General features: G+C 29.1%; 14 protein-coding genes and 1 other annotated feature. Of the genes, 1 reads left to right on the top strand and 13 read right to left on the bottom strand.

Annotated elements, in window-relative coordinates; translation table 11 throughout:
- Positions 1-107 precede the first annotated feature (107 nt).
- Positions 108-845 (top strand): metal-dependent hydrolase, encoded by a 738-nt coding sequence (locus ACTG48_RS06720; RefSeq protein ID WP_021384024.1) that lies wholly within the window; start codon positions 108-110, stop codon positions 843-845.
- A gap of 116 nt (positions 846-961) precedes the next feature.
- On the opposite strand, the gene ACTG48_RS06715 is transcribed toward ACTG48_RS06720, so the two are convergent.
- The 13 genes from ACTG48_RS06715 to ACTG48_RS06655 form a co-directional block, all read right to left on the bottom strand.
- Complete coding sequence (locus ACTG48_RS06715) at positions 962-1,420, bottom strand: Fur family transcriptional regulator (protein ID WP_021384065.1); 459 nt, start codon at positions 1,418-1,420, stop codon at positions 962-964.
- 282 nt (positions 1,421-1,702) lie between these two features.
- Complete coding sequence (locus ACTG48_RS06710) at positions 1,703-1,990, bottom strand: DUF1292 domain-containing protein (protein WP_021384007.1); 288 nt, start codon at positions 1,988-1,990, stop codon at positions 1,703-1,705.
- A 77-nt stretch (positions 1,991-2,067) separates the two neighbouring features.
- A complete protein-coding gene (gene ruvX, locus ACTG48_RS06705) occupies positions 2,068-2,493 on the bottom strand; it encodes a Holliday junction resolvase RuvX (RefSeq protein WP_021384054.1) in 426 nt (141 codons plus the stop codon).
- Between the two features lie 153 nt (positions 2,494-2,646).
- A complete protein-coding gene (locus ACTG48_RS06700; protein ID WP_479918405.1) occupies positions 2,647-4,818 on the bottom strand; it encodes a hypothetical protein in 2,172 nt (723 codons plus the stop codon).
- A 9-nt stretch (positions 4,819-4,827) separates the two neighbouring features.
- Positions 4,828-5,085 carry an IreB family regulatory phosphoprotein gene (locus tag ACTG48_RS06695; protein ID WP_003419418.1) on the bottom strand — a complete coding sequence of 86 codons (258 nt, stop codon included), beginning with the start codon at positions 5,083-5,085 and terminating at the stop codon, positions 4,828-4,830.
- Positions 5,086-5,109: 24 nt separating this feature from the next.
- Positions 5,110-7,749 (bottom strand): alanine--tRNA ligase, encoded by a 2,640-nt coding sequence (alaS, locus tag ACTG48_RS06690; RefSeq protein WP_479918404.1) that lies wholly within the window; start codon positions 7,747-7,749, stop codon positions 5,110-5,112.
- 67 nt (positions 7,750-7,816) lie between these two features.
- Positions 7,817-8,056, bottom strand: a binding site (T-box leader).
- Positions 8,057-8,198: 142 nt separating this feature from the next.
- Complete coding sequence (gene mnmA / locus ACTG48_RS06685; protein WP_479918403.1) at positions 8,199-9,278, bottom strand: tRNA 2-thiouridine(34) synthase MnmA; 1,080 nt, start codon at positions 9,276-9,278, stop codon at positions 8,199-8,201.
- Between the two features lie 149 nt (positions 9,279-9,427).
- Positions 9,428-12,262: a cell wall-binding repeat-containing protein gene (locus tag ACTG48_RS06680; RefSeq protein ID WP_479918402.1), complete on the bottom strand. Its 2,835-nt coding sequence runs from the start codon at positions 12,260-12,262 to the stop codon at positions 9,428-9,430.
- A 324-nt stretch (positions 12,263-12,586) separates the two neighbouring features.
- Complete coding sequence (gene nifU / locus ACTG48_RS06675) at positions 12,587-13,027, bottom strand: Fe-S cluster assembly scaffold protein NifU (protein ID WP_021384029.1); 441 nt, start codon at positions 13,025-13,027, stop codon at positions 12,587-12,589.
- 53 nt (positions 13,028-13,080) lie between these two features.
- Entirely contained in the window at positions 13,081-14,274 is a 1,194-nt protein-coding gene (gene nifS, locus ACTG48_RS06670) for a cysteine desulfurase NifS (RefSeq protein WP_021384067.1), read from the bottom strand.
- Between the two features lie 17 nt (positions 14,275-14,291).
- Positions 14,292-14,738 (bottom strand): RrF2 family transcriptional regulator, encoded by a 447-nt coding sequence (locus ACTG48_RS06665; RefSeq protein ID WP_479918401.1) that lies wholly within the window; start codon positions 14,736-14,738, stop codon positions 14,292-14,294.
- A gap of 109 nt (positions 14,739-14,847) precedes the next feature.
- Positions 14,848-15,618 (bottom strand): GNAT family N-acetyltransferase, encoded by a 771-nt coding sequence (locus tag ACTG48_RS06660; protein ID WP_479918400.1) that lies wholly within the window; start codon positions 15,616-15,618, stop codon positions 14,848-14,850.
- A 30-nt stretch (positions 15,619-15,648) separates the two neighbouring features.
- Positions 15,649-16,914 carry a replication-associated recombination protein A gene (locus ACTG48_RS06655; RefSeq protein WP_021384051.1) on the bottom strand — a complete coding sequence of 422 codons (1,266 nt, stop codon included), beginning with the start codon at positions 16,912-16,914 and terminating at the stop codon, positions 15,649-15,651.
- Positions 16,915-16,956 lie beyond the last annotated feature (42 nt).

The following is a 16,956-nucleotide window of genomic DNA, read 5'->3' as shown; positions in this document are numbered from 1 at the left end:
TTAAGCTATATTTAAAATACATTTAACGTATTATTTTGACAAACCTATTTTATTTTGATATCCTCTAAATATTATATAATTTAATATCGGATATTTTAGGAGGATTTATGCGTGGTAAAACTCATTGTGCAATAGGAATCTTAACAGCTATCCAAACGTCTTTGATATTTAAAATTCCTATATCTTTAGTTGACATTTTAGTTTCAGCTACTTTCGCTGTACTGCCCGATTTGGATAAATCTAATTCTATGGTCTCAAATTTTATTCTAAAAAACAATATATCCAAATACATATATAGAATTTTTATATATGCTGTTAATATTATTATTTTCTTTATTTCAATAAATATAAATGATAATTTTTATTTAAGTGCAATAATTACATTTATTGCAATTATAATTATTGAAGCAAAACTAACCCACACGTTTCTTAGAAAAGTTTTTCTATCATTAATATTTATACTATTAGCTATATGCTTATACATCATAGAAGTTGAAATATATTTTACAATTTTTTGTCTAATGTTGTCAATTTTTCCCTGGTTGAAGCACAGAAGTTTTTCTCATAGCATATTTGCAACTATAATAATATATTTTTTACTAAAACAGATAGAATTAATCACTAGTATTAATAATTTATCTTTTTATGGGACACTTGGTTATGCAAGTCATATGTTTTTAGGAGATTTATTTACAAAACAAGGAATACCAATTTTTTATCCGTTAAGCGAGAAAAAAATTTCTTTAGGTTTTTTAACAGTTGGAGGTCCCTTTAGTAATTTTATAGAAAAATCATTCATTTTCATACTTATAGGATTAATTATATTTTCGATATTAAAACTATAAACACTTTGAAAATTATATATTTATATCTTATAACTGATTTATAATAAAAAATGGAAGAATAGCATAGAATATAAAAGTTCTATACTATTCTTCCATTGACATTAAGCAATAGAAGGTTATTCTTCTGAGTCGCTTATTCCATTACACTCATCACATAGTCCATAAAATTTAACATCATGATCAAGTATTTTAAATTTGTACAATGATTGTATCTCTTTTTCTATATTGTCTAAAAGGTCTTCTTTAGCTTCCATTATCTTTCCACAATTTTTACAAATAAGATGATGATGATTATGACAGTCTTCTTTATGTAGACTAATCTCATATCTTATACATCCATCGTCTAAGTTTAGTTTTGATATTAATCCTATTTCATCTAACAACTGCATTGTTCTATATACAGTAGCTAAACCTATCTCAGGACAGTCAACCCTAACTAAATCATAGATTTCTTCACTACTTAGATGTGAATGGTCATGTTTAAGCAATATTTCAACTATTGCTCTTCTTTGTGGCGTAATCTTAAAACCAGTTTCTTTTAACTTGTCTTTTAATAAATCCATTGTGTTTGCCATAACATCACCCTTACTATTTTCAATTGATAATCTTTATTAAATAATATTGTAATTGATAATTCATTTTTTGTCAAGACATTTGAAAAAATTTAATTTATTCTCACAATATAAATATATACCCATAAAAGATATATTATTCACCAAAATCTATAATTTTTTTAATATTTTTAATAAAAAATAAAAAAACAGATACATACTACAAATGCTTTTTATAATTAATAAATCTTAATTATAGCAAATATAATAAATATCTGAATTTTTATATCAAACTTAATTCTTTATCTAGTTAAGTCCATTTGAGTCATCTTCATCGTAATTTAAACCTTCTTCTTCCATTATAGCAGTATATACAGCTACAACAGTTTCGTACTCTTCATCACTTTCTAAAGGTATTAATATTTCACCTTCTTCGTCTTCATCAATTCTGAAGATTAAAGCTTCTTCAGCCTCTTCATCATCTAAAGGCATTAATATTGCATATTCTTTTCCTTCTGCTTCTAATGTTAATATTATTTCAAATTGGCTTTCAACGCCATTTTCGTCTATTAAATTTATTATATTTTCTTCCATAATGTCATTCACCTCAAATTTATTTTTATTTTTATTATTTATATTATATATCATAAGTATTCAATTTTATAGCTCTTTTATGAATTTATTTTAAAATCTAAATATCCTTGCAAAATTATTACTGCTGCTAACATATCTATAACCTTTTTTCTTTTTTGTCTACTTACATCTGCCTCTAATAGAGATCTTTCTGCTGCTACTGTAGAAAGTCTCTCATCCCAAAAATCTACATCAAGACCAGTTTCTTCTTTTACTAACTCACAAAACTTGATTACTTTTTCTCCTTGTGGACCTAGAGTTCCATTCATATTTTTTGGCAATCCTGATACAATTTTATTTACTTGCTTTTCTTTTATTATTGCTTTTATTTCTTCAATATCTTTTTTCTTACCAACTCTTCTTATTGTTTTTACACCTTGTGCAGTTAATCCCATTAAATCACTCACAGCAACTCCAATAGTTTTATCACCAACATCAAGCCCCATTATTCTTCCGTCTAACATATTGCCTCCTCTGTTTATTTATATTCTACAAGTTAAATACATATTATCAATCATAAAAATTGCAATATGATTTTTCGATGTAAACTGTTCAGTTTACATTAGTAATCATATTGCATTTTTTATTTAAATAGTATATAAACAGTAAAAAATTCTTTAGTTATTTTTTTCAAATATTATCATATTTATACTTATTATTATAAGTGGTATAAGTATATATATAGATGCTGTAGATGCCGCAACTATACCAGAATCGTTAACTAAAAGAGTAATTATACAACCAACCATAGATGCAATAAAACCTTTAAATAAGATTGGGAAGTTGTTCATTATCTTCCTAAAGTGTCTAGATGGCTTGAATATAAGTACTGCAATTACTCCAATTCCTACAAGTAAAATATTTACCCATACACTTGTCTGTGCTAATTGCATATTCATTTGAATTTTTCTTCCAAATGTCTGCAATATCTCTCCTGGCCCATTTAGGAAAATTCGCTGTACAAACATACCTAAATGAGATTCACTACCTGAAACTATATCTAAAGCTGCAAATGCACAAACGACAACCACAGCTGAAATAGCCAGTAATAGGACTTTCTTAAAGTCTAATTTAATATCATATATAAGCATTATAAACAACAAATATGCTACACATTCTGATATAGCTCCACCAACATTTGCCCCCATTGAAGGATATGCACTAGTTATAAGTATTATTAATGAAAAAATTACAACAAGTGCTTTAGAGACCTTCTTATAATGTAATAGTACTGCTAAACCAAATACTGCACTTGCTATAGTTACACCTTCATATTCATTTCCTACTCCATAGTATCTAGCTCCAATAACAGCATCATAACTCATTATGTTATTTTGCATTAAATATGTTCCAAATACAGAATCTATAACTATGACCAAAATAGTAAGTGTCGCAAAAAATCCCATGTGTTTTATATCATTGTCTTTAAATAATTTTCTACCCAGTAAGTATAATATTAATGTAGTAGCAAATATCCCTAGAGATATTGAAAGTGGAGTTTTAAAATTCATCAAAGGAGCTAACATAAATGATAGTGGCATTATTATACCCAATTTTATAAACTCTTTAAGTACTTTGAATACACGCTCTTTATGTGGCATGTGATTTCTAAAGAAAACTGCAAACATTGCAATTACCCAAGAGGCAGATATCACTCCTACAAATCCATTTATAATACTTGACCTTATTGAAGATATAGATACTATCCTTTCATAAAGTGATTTCAGATAACTGGCATTGTCTTCTTTGTTTACCAAAGTGTAACTTCTGCCTACCATCTCTTTATTTTTAAGACCAAATTCATTTAATATATCTACTCCAACATCTAGATTTGCAACAATCCCAGCCTTTCTTGTTGTGGCCGATTCCAATAGACCTTTCCCTTCTCCACTAAATTTTATTATTGGAGAAAGTCTTCTTTTATTTTTATAATCTAAATCGCTTGGGAATGCACTTGATATATAAACAGTGTCATTTTCTCCAACCATAGAAAATACTTGTTCAAGATATTTATTTATATTTTTTACAATGTTTTTCTTCATTGTAGCATAAGTATTATCATTTAGGTTCAATCTATACATATCTAATCTATATGTATCTCCAAGTTCCACAAATATAGCATCGCTATTATTATAAGATTTTTTAGTCTCATCTAGTAACTTATTATAGTCTGTAGACATTCCAAATGGCATTTTAGAATCTTTCTTGTTAATATCATCAATATTACCTGAATCAATTCTTCCATATTGGTCCATAGCAACTAAACATAGATTTCTATTTTTAATTACTTGATTATTTTCAATAATGTCAGAATTTCCAATCACAGATGTCTTTAAACCATTTTCAGATAAAGTTTTCCCTAATGAACCTAAGTTTGCTCCATACTCTCCATACTCAAGATTTTCGTTTATAGATTTATTAATACTTAAATCATTTATTTCTTTAGCCTTTTGACCTGTTGCAACTTCAAAAACTTTAGAAGTATCTTGGTCTACTTTTTGAAAATTGATATAGTCTTCAGTAGTTACACTAGCTCTTGTTCCTGCACCCATACTTGCATAAGACCTTCTATCGTCAGTACCTTGATCCCCTCTTATATTCATGAGAGCTATATAACCTCTCTTTTCTAACTCATTTTTTAAGATTGGAATATTCATCATACTTCCAAGATTAGTCCTATTCATATCAATAAATATAACCTTGCCTTTTTCTTCAGCAAAACTATAGCTGACAGTTGATACAAAAATCATAATGACTACCGCAAACAATGACATAATCTTTTTTCTCATTTATTTGACCTACTTTCTATTCAGATAGTGCGTGATTACTTCTTCAAGTATCTCATCTCTTTCAAATTTTTTAATTATAGCTCTTGCATTTTTATGACTAGTTATATAGCTAGAATCACCAGAAAGGAGATACCCTATAATTTGATTTATAGGGTTATATCCTTTTTCAACTAGTGCTTTATATACAAAATCAATAGTGTCTCCTACACTCATTCTATCCTCTGGTATCCCTTCAAATTTCATAGTGTAGTCTAAATCTTTTTCCAAATTAAAAACCTCCTTAAGTGAATGTTATTTAACTTGTGTCTTAATAACCTCACTTGCATAGCTTAAAGCTTGGTCAACCTTAGATACATCACTAGCTCCTGCTTGTGCCATATTAGGTCTTCCACCACCTTTTCCTCCAGCTATTTTTGCAACTTCTCTAACAATATTACCTGAATGTATTCCCTTGTCTAATACATCTTTAGTGGCAGTAACTACAAAGTTAACTTTATCATCTACTACATTTGCTAGTACCACTACACCAGAACCAAGCTTATCTCTTAGATTATCTGCTGTTTCTCTTAGTGTATCCATGTCCATACCTTCAAATTTATTAGTTATTAAATTAACTCCATTTACTTCAACTTTAGAATCAAAAATAGAATCAGCTGATTGTAAACTCATCTTAGCTTTCATATCATGTAATTCTTTAGATAAATTTTTATTCTCTTCTAATAAAGAGCTTATTCTTTGAATTAAATTATCTTCCTTAGATTTTAAGCTTACACAAACTTCAGAGATAATACCGTCTCTTTCTTTTAGATATTCATAAACAGCTTTTCCTGTTATTGCTTCTATTCTTCTTACACCTGCTGCTACTCCACCTTCAGATAATATCTTGAACATTCCTACTTGAGAAGTATTTGTCAAATGAGTTCCTCCACAAAGTTCTGTAGAATAATCTCCCATAGAAACTACTCTTACCTCATCACCATATTTTTCACCAAATAGTGCTGTAGCTCCTTTTTCTTTAGCTTCCTTTATATTCATAATATCACATTTTATGTCTAAAGACGCTAAAATAACATTATTTACTTTTTCTTCTATTACTTTTAATTCTTCATTTGATATAGCTTCAAAGTGAGTAATATCAAATCTAAGTCTTTCTGGAGTAACTAAAGAACCAGCTTGATTAACATGGTCTCCTAATACTTCTTTTAATGCCTTATGAAGTAAATGCGTAGCACTGTGATTTCTTGCAGCTGCCATTCTAATTTCTCCATCTACCAGTGTCTTCACTTTATCTCCATTGCTTATTTTTCCTGATTTTATTACACCTATATGTTTTATACTATTATTAGCTCCTTTTTTAGTATTTAGTACTTCTACAACTAGGTTTTCATTAGTTATTAATCCACAATCTCCAACTTGTCCTCCACCTTCAGGATAGAAAGTAGTATTGTCTAGTACTATAGATACCTTATCGCCTTCTTTTGCACTTTGAACTAACTCATCGTCTTTAACTATAGCTTCAATAATTCCTTCTCCATATATTTCAGTATATCCATTAAACATACTATCAACTGTAGATTCTAATTTTGATAGAGGGTCTTCCTTCCAACTTTCTCCATCCATATTTCCTCTCGCATTTCTAGCTCTTTCTTTTTGTTTTTCCATTTCTTCATTAAAAGCTTCTTCATCTACAGATAAATGTTCTTCTTCTAAGATTTCTTTAGTCAAGTCTATTGGGAAACCATAAGTATCATATAATTTAAAGGCTTCTTGACCACTTAAAACAGTTTTTCCTTCACTTTTTAATACTTCTATATAAGAATTTAATATTTCTGTTCCTTGGTCTATAGTTTCATTGAATTTTTCTTCTTCTATACCAACTACTTTTTTAATATAGCTTTCTTTTTCAACTAAAACTGGATATGCTTTATCATTTACTTTTATAACTTCATCTATTAGTTTCTGTAAAAATAATTCTTTTACACCTAATAATTTACCATGACGAGCAGCACGTCTAAGAAGTCTTCTAAGAACATATCCTCTTCCTTCATTTGATGGAAGTACTCCATCGCTAACTAAGAACGTTACAGCCCTTATATGGTCAGTTATTATTCTTAGTGATATATCATTTTTTGGATTCTCTCCATATTTTACTCCTGTTAATTTCTCAACTGCTTCTAATATAGACTTAATTGTATCTACTTCAAAGATAGTATCAACTCCTTGCATGATACATCCCATTCTTTCAAGACCCATACCTGTATCTATATTTTTACTTTCTAATAAGCTATAGTTTCCTTCTTCATCTCTATCAAATTGAGTAAATACATGGTTCCAAAATTCCAAATATCTATCACAATCACAGCCTGGTTTACAATCTGGATTATCACATCCATACTCTTCTCCTCTATCAAAATAAATTTCTGAACAAGGACCACAAGGACCTGTACCTATTTCCCAGAAATTATCATCTTTCCCAAGTCTAACCATTCTTTCTTCTGGGAAATTCATTTCTTTTGCCCATATATCATAAGAATCATCATCTTCTTCATATACAGTTACCCAAATCTTATCTTCTGGTATATTTAACCATTCTGTAACAAATTCCCATCCCCATTTAATTGATTCTCTTTTAAAGTAATCTCCAAATGAAAAGTTACCCATCATTTCAAAGAATGTAGCGTGTCTTGCAGTTATACCTACATTTTCTATATCTCCTGTTCTTATACATTTCTGAGATGTACACATTCTTACATTTGGAGGTACTTCTACACCTGAAAAATAGTTTTTCAAAGGTGCCATACCTGAATTTATAAGTAATAAACTCTTGTCATTGTTTGGTACTAAAGAATAACTATTTGCTACATAATGACCTTTTGACTCAAAAAACTCTAAAAACTTACTTCTTATTTCGTTTAATCCCATCTTTTCCATATTATGTTCCTCCTAATAAATTTTATTTTTTCGTTTAAATAAAAAACCTCGTCCCTATAAATAAATTTATAGGGGCGAGGACAATCGCGGTACCACCCTAATTATCATAAAAACTATGATATCTTCGGAAAACCTTAGCTATAACGTAACTACCGTCAATCTCTACTTATATATTCTTTACATAATATAAATTGTTCAAGATTGCTACTAAAAGGCTGCTTCAAATATTGTATTCTAAGGGCTTCCAGCATTTTCCCTCTCTCTGTAAGACATCAAATATTTTACTATTCCTTATCACTGTATTTGCTTTTTAATTAATATACTAATTATATTACTAAATTTTACAAAATTAATCAATACTATATTTCCATATACAATAAATTTATTTTATAAACTTTATTCCACTTTAATATACTTTATTGTTTATTTTTTTAATTTTTTAGATGTTTTTATAAACTTTTCTCAATTATTCCTCCACCTACTACAACGTCTCCATCATACATTACTACAGATTGACCTTTAGTAATAGCCCTTTGAGCTTCATCAAAAACTATTTTAATAGTATCTTCTCCTATTTTGTGAATAGTCGCTGGTGATGGTTTTGCTGAATATCTTATTTTTGCTTGAACTCTTAGTGGTTCTTCTAATTTATCTATTGATATAAAGTTAACATCTTTTGCAATAAGTTCTTTTTTAAACAATTCTTCATTATCTCCAAGAATTATAGTATTATTTATTGGATTTATATCTATTACAAACATTGGTTTCCCAAAGGTAATTCCAAGCCCTTTTCTTTGACCTATTGTATAGTATAGTATACCCTTGTGTTTTCCAAGTATATTTCCTTTAGTATCTACAAAAAAACCTTCTTCAATACGCTTTTTAGAATGTTTTTTTACATAATTTGCATAGTCATTATCTTTAACAAAACAAATTTCCTGACTATCAGGCTTATTGTGGACTGCCATTCCCATTTCTTTAGCAATTTCTCTTACTCTATCTTTTTCATAATCACCTATTGGCAATAAAGTATGTTCTAGTTGTTCTTGTGTAAGATTATAAAGTGCATAAGTTTGGTCTTTTTTATCCGTAACAGATTTTTTTAGCAAATATCTTCCTGTACTTTCATCCTTTTCTATCTTTGCATAGTGACCTGTAGCCACATAATCACAACCTATTTGTCTAGCTTTCTTATAAAAATCATTAAATTTTATATGCTTATTACAAGCTATACAAGGATTAGGAGTTTTTCCTTCTAAATATTCATCTATAAAATAATCTATTACTTTTTCTTTAAATACTTCTCTAAAATTTAGAACATAAAATGGTATACCTATTTTATTTGCTACTCTTCTAGCATCTTCAACTGCTGATAAAGAGCAACAACCACCTTCATTTTCAACATCGTCATCATCTTGCCACAATTTCATAGTAACACCAATGACATCATAACCTTGTTGTTTTAAAAGATATGCAGCTACAGAGCTATCCACTCCTCCACTCATACCTATCATTACTTTTTTATTCATAAACAAATTTCACCTCATCTTTTGCATTACTTATTATTATACCATATAGAGCAAGCATTGTATTTATTTAAAATATAGCTTGCTCTATTTTCTAAAAAAAATAATATTATTAAGTAATTTTAAAAGATTTAAGGTTAATTTTTTATTTACTAATTCTTAACTACATCTACTGATGCTGTTGTTTCTGTTATTATTTTATTAGAATTACTAACATCAACTAGCTGTATTTTTACTTTATAAGTACCTTCTGTATTTCCAACTAGATAAACTGGTGTTGTTGCATCTTGTAATGAAAATCCTTCCATTGGACCCCATCCTGTGTTTACTATGTTAAACCAATTTCCATTGCTATCTTTGGCAATTAATTGTATTCCACCTAGACCTGCTGAACCATCTCCCTCTTTTATTTTTACTCTTACATTCTGATAATCATTTTTACCTTTGTTTAACGTAATCTCTACTGGTGTTCTATTTTCAGTATTTTCAAATTTAGGTATACTACCATCTTGATTTTCATCTATTTTATTTTCTTGTGTTATATTAACAAGTTCATTCATAGTGATAGAAGCTTTGCCCCAAGTAGCAGTTTTTGAATCTTGTGATAGTTTACACTCTCCAAATCCATTAACAACAACTTTATCTTTATCATAATCATCTGTTTGTATTGGAGTATATTCACTTATATTACAATTATCTGTCAAAGTTAAGTTTGCATTAGTTTCACTTACAACTCCATCAGCTTTTACATATTCTACATTTACTCCATACCATCCATTTCCACTTGTTCTAAGATTTGAAGCTGTTACTGATGAGCCATTTACTATTAGACCTGCACCCTTATTGTTATTCAAAGTTACATTATTTAATTTAATATTTTTTGATAAATAAACATGCATTCCTGATTTATTTATCCTATCAGAATCTAAACCAGTTACTTTTAGATTGTTTATTTCTACATTATCTATTCTGTCTAACGTCACTATATTTTCATATCCTGGTATAGTATCAGTAAATTCTGCAGATTTTATTAACTCAGCATCATTAATGCCATTTATAATTATTTTTTTATTTATAACAATTGGCTTTTCGACATTTATTTGTCCATCTATTTCCCATATTTGACCATCTTCTTGTAAATCAAGTGCTTTTTCTAATGTAGCAGTATTATTAATTTTTATTGTCTCAACTTTAACAGGTTCAGCTACTTTTACTGTAATACTTGGTAGTGATAATCCTTCTGATAGTTTATATCCATTTGCTAAATTGGCCTTGAATACATATGTTCCTGATGTTGTAGGACTATACTCTGGTGTACTTTTCCAGGTTACCCCTACTTTAGTATTAGCTACTCCAGATACTGTTGCTGATAGCTCTTTTGGTAAGTTTAGTCTGCTTAACTCTGTTCCATTTTCTACATTTTGAATTTTTATTGAATCTTCAAGTGCTGTTATTGATGTTATCAATTTGTCTTTTACAGACGAACCACCACTTGAACTACCTCCACTTGATGAAGAACCTCCAGATGAACTTCCACCTGGTTTAGTACCATCTATACTTGGACTCTGAGAACCTTCTACTTTATCAGTTATTGTTCCTTCATTTTTTATATTTGTTCCTGTTGCATCATTTTTTATATTTGTTATTTTACCATTATTCTTAACTACAACATTACTAGAATTATTTTGTATCTCTACTTTTTCTATTTTTGCTCCACTTTCATTTATTATTGTTCCACCTTTACTGTCTTTAACTAATACTTTACTTATTGTCCCTTTATTAACTATATCTGCATTTGGAGCAGTTACTACTATAGTCCCTGTATATGTACCGTTTAAATTTACAGAAATTGAATTATTAGTACTTAATGATAAATCATTTGATATAGTTCCTGATGGCTTAACATTTATAACATCATTTGCATCAGCCTTAACTAAGGCTGTTTTTAATTCTTCTAAGTTTTTAACTTCATATACTGTTGTAGATTGTGATTTTTTTATTTCAGAAAAAGCATTTTCATTACCTGAGCCTCCAACCTGTGTGATTGTTTTTAAGCTTTTAGTATTCAATACTTTTTCTTGTTCTTTATTTAACTTGTTTCCAACTAAAACTACTGGAGAATTATTTTTTGCTGCTAGTGAACCTACTGCTAGTGAGTCTATAAGGTCACCTTGTTTATTCATACCATCTTTTGTTATATATGCATTTTTCAACTCTTTTGTCTCGTATAGACCTCTTATAGCAGCAGCATTAGTTTCATTTCTATCATTTCCTGACAATCTTTTAGGACTAGGTAAAGTATTTTTTGTTGCTTCTGAGATTGACTTTACACCACCAATTACATAAGATGTTTTTATACCTTTATCTTTTATAAATTGACTCGATAATTTTATACCCTCATTTGGACTAGAAAGTATTATTGGCATTTTATTTTGAGCTGCTGCTGCTCCTACACTTACTGCGTCAGCTAGACCTTTTTCACCATTAACAACAACTATTTTTGAAATATTACTAGTAGTTTTTCTTCCAAGAGATTCATCTAATTTTTTAGCTAATTCTAAAGATGTTTGATACCTATCATTTCCAGATATTCTTTCTGTATCAATTTTTAGAGATTTTAATTGAGCTTCTACTTCTGAACCTAGAGTTTTTACTCCACCTATTAAGTATACTTTTTCGGCTTTTAATCTTATTATTTCAGCCTTCGTTCTATCATCTAATTTATTATTTTGTGTTAAAAGAATTGGTGCATTTTTAGAGCTTGCAAAAGGAGTTGCAGTCAATGCATCCACTATAGTATTATCATTTACTAATATTACATTTTTAGATGTATCCCATCCTTTTTTACTTATTTGTATAGCAGTCTCCCATCTACCAGAACCTTTAAGTGTGTCACTGTTCGTTTGAGCATTTGATATGCTTACTGTTACACTGCTAACTACTAATGATATAGTAAGAATTACTGCTATTTTCTTTGGTACTTTCATAATTTTTCCCCCTAATAGTGTTTTAATTTGAAATGTGCCTTTTTCACGAAAATAGCATTTTTAGATAATTTCTTGGAAAATATATTTATATATGAAAACCTTCTAAACGATTGATTTGCTGGGATTTATTATATTCTTATTGTTTAGAGATTATAGAAGTGTATATTTTTTATTATTAGATTAATTTATAAAACGGGTTAAAACAAGGAATCTGGGCAATAAAAAATAGCCATTTTCGTGAAAACGGCTATTTTTCTTTACTACATCATTATACACTTTTTTAAAATTGTTTTAAACCAATTTTTGGAAAATTATTCCTTATTTTTATTCTTCTTCCTCAACATCATGGTCATGAGCATCATCTATAACATATCCATCTAATTCTGGTATATGAATATTATTCTTTTGAGCATAATCTATAAGAGCTGCTTTTACAGCTTGTTCTGCTAAAACTGAACAATGCATCTTTACTGGTGGTAAACCATCTAAAGCTTCAGCAACAGCTTTATTTGTAAGTTCTAATGCATCTGCTATAGTTTTACCTTTTATCATTTCAGTTGCCATAGAAGAACTTGCTATAGCTGAACCACAGCCAAATGTCTTAAACTTAACATCCTTGATTATGTCTCCTTCTATGTCTAAAAATATCTTCATTATATCTCCACATGTAGGGTTTCCAACTTCACCTACACCACTTGCATTATCAATTTCTCCCATATTTCTTGGATTCATAAAATGTTCCATAACTTTATCACTATATTGCATTATTTTTTCCTCCTACTCAATTTATGTCTATTTTTTATGTTTTATCTCTCTGTCTACTTTACTAAGCCTTGTTTCTTCGCATCATCATAAAGTGGTGACATACTTCTAAGTCTTTCTATAACATTTGGTAAATTCTCTAATATATAATCTATATCATCATCTGTTGTAAAATCTCCAACTGTAAGTCTTAATGAACCATGTGCTATTTCATGTGGTAAACCTATTGCAAGAAGTACATGTGAAGGGTCTAATGAACCAGAAGTACAAGCAGAACCGCTTGAACCAGCAATTCCTAGCATATCTAATAATAAAAGTATTCCTTCACCTTCTATAAATTGAAATGCAAAGTTTGCATTTCCTGGAAGTCTATTTTCTAAACTACCATTTATTCTTGTATAAGGTATTCTTTCTAACACACCATCTATTAGCTTATTTCTAAGACGAGTTAAAGTCTCTACATGATTTTGCATATTTGCTTTAGCTAATTCTGCTGCTTTTCCATATCCAACTATTGCAGGTATATTCTCTGTACCAGCTCTTTTACTTTTTTCTTGTGCTCCACCATGAACAAAGTTATGAAGTCTTACACCTTTTCTTATGTATAAAGCTCCTACACCCTTTGGTCCATATATTTTATGTGAAGACATACTCATCAAGTCTATTCCTAGTTCTTTAACATCTACTGGAATATTACCTGTAGCTTGTACTGCATCAGTGTGGAATAATATCTTGTGTTTTTTAGCTATCTCAGATATTTCTTTAATAGGTTGTATAGTTCCTATTTCATTATTTGCAAACATTATACTTATAAGTATAGTAGTATCTTTTATGGAATCTTCTAATTCCTTTAAATCTACTTTTCCTTCACTATCAACATCCAAATAAGTTATTTCAAATCCGTGATGTTTTGCTAAGTATTCACATGTATGAAGTATCGCATGGTGCTCTATCTTTGAAGTTATTATATGATTGCCTTTATTTTTATTAGCATAAGCTACACCTTCTAATGTCCAGTTGTCACTTTCTGAACCACCAGCTGTAAAATACACTTCACTAGGTTCAGCGTTTATAAGGTCTGCTACTTGTTCTCTTGCTTTATCTAATGCATCTTTTGCTTCTCTTCCGAATGTGTGAAAACTAGATGCATTACCAAAATAATCTGTTAAGTATGGCATCATTGCATCTAATACTTCTTTTTTAACAGGTGTTGTTGCAGAATAATCCATATACAATCTTCTTTTTTCCATTACATTCATCTCCAAATCTATTTTTTAATATTTGTTATATCATTTTCTAATTTATTTTTGTTATAGTCATTTATCATATCTTTAAGAGTAATTGAGTCTATAACATCTTCTATACCCTTTTTCATCTTTTCCCAAACTATTTTCGTTACACACATGTTTGAGTTTTCACATACATCTTCATCTAGTACACAGTCAGACAATGCAACTGGTCCTTCTAATACTACAAGTATATCACCTACTGTTATGTCTTCAGCATTCTTTGAAAGCAAATATCCTCCTTGAGCACCTCTTACACTTTTTACTAGACCTGATTTTTTTAAAGATGAAAATATTTGTTCTAAGTACTGATCTGATATTCTCTGTTTCTTAGCAATAAATTTTAATGATACTGGTCCATTATCTTGATTTAATGCTAATTCAAACATTGCTTTTAATCCATATCTACCTTTCGTAGACAACTTCATATATTATCACCTCTATATAGAAATCTAATTCATACTGATTTAGTAGGAATTACTTTCAACATAATTTTATTATACCCTACTAATTTTGTCAAGATTAATTTGAAATTTTTTATTTTGAATAAATACCCCATTTTCCAATATTCTCAAATCCTAGCTTTTTATATATCTTTCCAGCTTCTTCATTATCATAAAACAAACAAGGTATTTTATTTTCTCTTAGGAGTTCTGAACATAGTTTAATAAGGCACTTTGTAGCAAGTCCTCTAGCTCTATACTTTGGATGTGTACCTACTCCAATTATCATTGCATGAGTTTTATTTTCTGAAGTACTCTTTGCCATGGATACTACTTGTTTGTTAATCTCTATACAATACCCTCTACCTGTCCTCAATCCATTTTTTAAATTATCTAAAGTCGTACTGTGAAATTCATCTATCAAATCATAAAGTCTTACTGTCTTTTTAAGATTTCCCAGCCTAATCTTTTTTATCTTTTCACTACAGTTATTATCCACCAAAAACTTTCTAGTTTGAAGTTTACAAAAATCAACTGTCTTTAAATTATTAAGTCCCAATCTATTAGCTAAAGCTCCTACAGCACATATTTTACCAGAAATTTCTTCATAATTAGTATTACAAAGTAGATTATAAAAACCTTCAACATCATATTCTCCATCAGAATAAAACATCATAAACTCAAAATATTTAAGTAATATTGCCCTTATCTCACCCTTTTCATCTATATCTCCCCAGATATTTAAAAAATTATGCCCATATCCATATCTTTCGATATCTCCTATTATAAACAAATTGTACTCAGGTTCTCTTTTTAAGTATTTCATAACTCTACTATGGTAAGTTGAATTAAGTCTTATAATCATAATATCTACCCCCGATACATAACGTTCAGTTTAAAAATCACTATCTAGATATTCTAAATATTTCTTTATATTTGTCTCAGTTTTATTTTCTTGTGGTATGTAGTAGATACTATCTTTTATACTATCTGGTAAATACTGTTGCTTTACATAATGATTTTTAAAGTTATGAGGATATTTGTACCCACAACCTCTACCTATATCTTTAGAACCAGAATAATGTGCATCTTTTATACTGTTTGGTATGTCCTTAACAAACTCTTTATCCAATTCATCCATAGCTTTCATTATTGCTATACATGCAGAATTAGATTTAGGAGATGTAGCTAAAAGAATAGTAGCTTCTGCCAGTGGTATTTTTGCTTCTGGAAATCCAAGTTGCATAGCTGAATCTACACATGCCTTTACAATCATAATAGCATTTGGATAAGCTAGACCTATATCTTCACTTGCTATTACCAAAAGTCTTCTACATATACTTATCAAATCTCCACCTTTTATAAGTCTTGCTAGATAATGTATAGACGCTTGAGGGTCACTTCCTCTTATAGATTTTTGAAATGCACTTAAAATGTCATAATGACTATCACCATTTTTATCATAGTTTATAATCTTATTAAAGGTAGATGACTGTATTACATCTGAATCTATATGAGTTATATTATCTTTATTTGGTTTAGTTGAATAAACTACCATTTCCAAAATATTCAAAGCTCTTCTCATATCTCCATCAGAAAGAATAGCTATATCTTCAATTGCATCCTTATTACATTCAATATCCATATAACTTTCTTCATTTAATACTTCAATAGCTCTTTCCAAACCTTTTTCTATATCAAACTTCTCTAAAGGTTTAAATTCAAACACAGTAGACCTGCTTAAAAGAGCTTTATACACATAATGGTATGGATTTTCTGTGGTACTAGCAATTAAGGTTATACTTCCATTTTCCATAAATTCTAATATTGATTGTTGTTGTTTTTTATTAAAGCTTTGTATTTCATCTATATATAACAAAACTCCATTTATATTATTTATACTTCCAAGTTCTGATATTACCTTTTTTATATCTTCTAGAGATGAATTCGTAGCATTTATTTTATAGAAATTTTTATTGCTTTTTTCTGCTATTATTTCTGCTACTGTGGTTTTACCAACACCTGGAGGACCAAAAAATATCATATTTGGTAAAAAATTAGATTGTAATATCTTAGACAATATTTTGCCATTACCTATTATATGACTTTGACCTATTACATCATTCATTGTTTTTGGTCTTATTTTATCTGCTAAAGGCATCTCCTCACTCCTTTTTTGATTAAAATACTTACTCTATAATTA

This window comes from Clostridioides sp. LIBA-6822 (assembly GCF_056688955.1).
Note: the sequence above shows the minus strand (reverse complement) of the source record. Positions and strands in the feature narration are given on the sequence as shown.

Excerpts from the sequence above, each read along its gene's own strand:
- ACTG48_RS06720 (WP_021384024.1), top strand. The coding sequence starts at position 108 with ATGCGTGGTAAAACTCATTGTGCAATAGGAATCTTAACAGCTATCCAA.
- ACTG48_RS06715 (WP_021384065.1), bottom strand. The coding sequence starts at position 1,420 with ATGGCAAACACAATGGATTTATTAAAAGACAAGTTAAAAGAAACTGGT.
- ACTG48_RS06710 (WP_021384007.1), bottom strand. The coding sequence starts at position 1,990 with ATGGAAGAAAATATAATAAATTTAATAGACGAAAATGGCGTTGAAAGC.
- ruvX (WP_021384054.1), bottom strand. The coding sequence starts at position 2,493 with ATGTTAGACGGAAGAATAATGGGGCTTGATGTTGGTGATAAAACTATT.
- ACTG48_RS06700 (WP_479918405.1), bottom strand. The coding sequence starts at position 4,818 with ATGAGAAAAAAGATTATGTCATTGTTTGCGGTAGTCATTATGATTTTT.
- alaS (WP_479918404.1), bottom strand. The coding sequence starts at position 7,749 with ATGGAAAAGATGGGATTAAACGAAATAAGAAGTAAGTTTTTAGAGTTT.
- mnmA (WP_479918403.1), bottom strand. The coding sequence starts at position 9,278 with ATGAATAAAAAAGTAATGATAGGTATGAGTGGAGGAGTGGATAGCTCT.
- ACTG48_RS06680 (WP_479918402.1), bottom strand. The coding sequence starts at position 12,262 with ATGAAAGTACCAAAGAAAATAGCAGTAATTCTTACTATATCATTAGTA.
- nifU (WP_021384029.1), bottom strand. The coding sequence starts at position 13,027 with ATGCAATATAGTGATAAAGTTATGGAACATTTTATGAATCCAAGAAAT.
- nifS (WP_021384067.1), bottom strand. The coding sequence starts at position 14,274 with ATGGAAAAAAGAAGATTGTATATGGATTATTCTGCAACAACACCTGTT.
- ACTG48_RS06665 (WP_479918401.1), bottom strand. The coding sequence starts at position 14,738 with ATGAAGTTGTCTACGAAAGGTAGATATGGATTAAAAGCAATGTTTGAA.
- ACTG48_RS06660 (WP_479918400.1), bottom strand. The coding sequence starts at position 15,618 with ATGATTATAAGACTTAATTCAACTTACCATAGTAGAGTTATGAAATAC.
- ACTG48_RS06655 (WP_021384051.1), bottom strand. The coding sequence starts at position 16,914 with ATGCCTTTAGCAGATAAAATAAGACCAAAAACAATGAATGATGTAATA.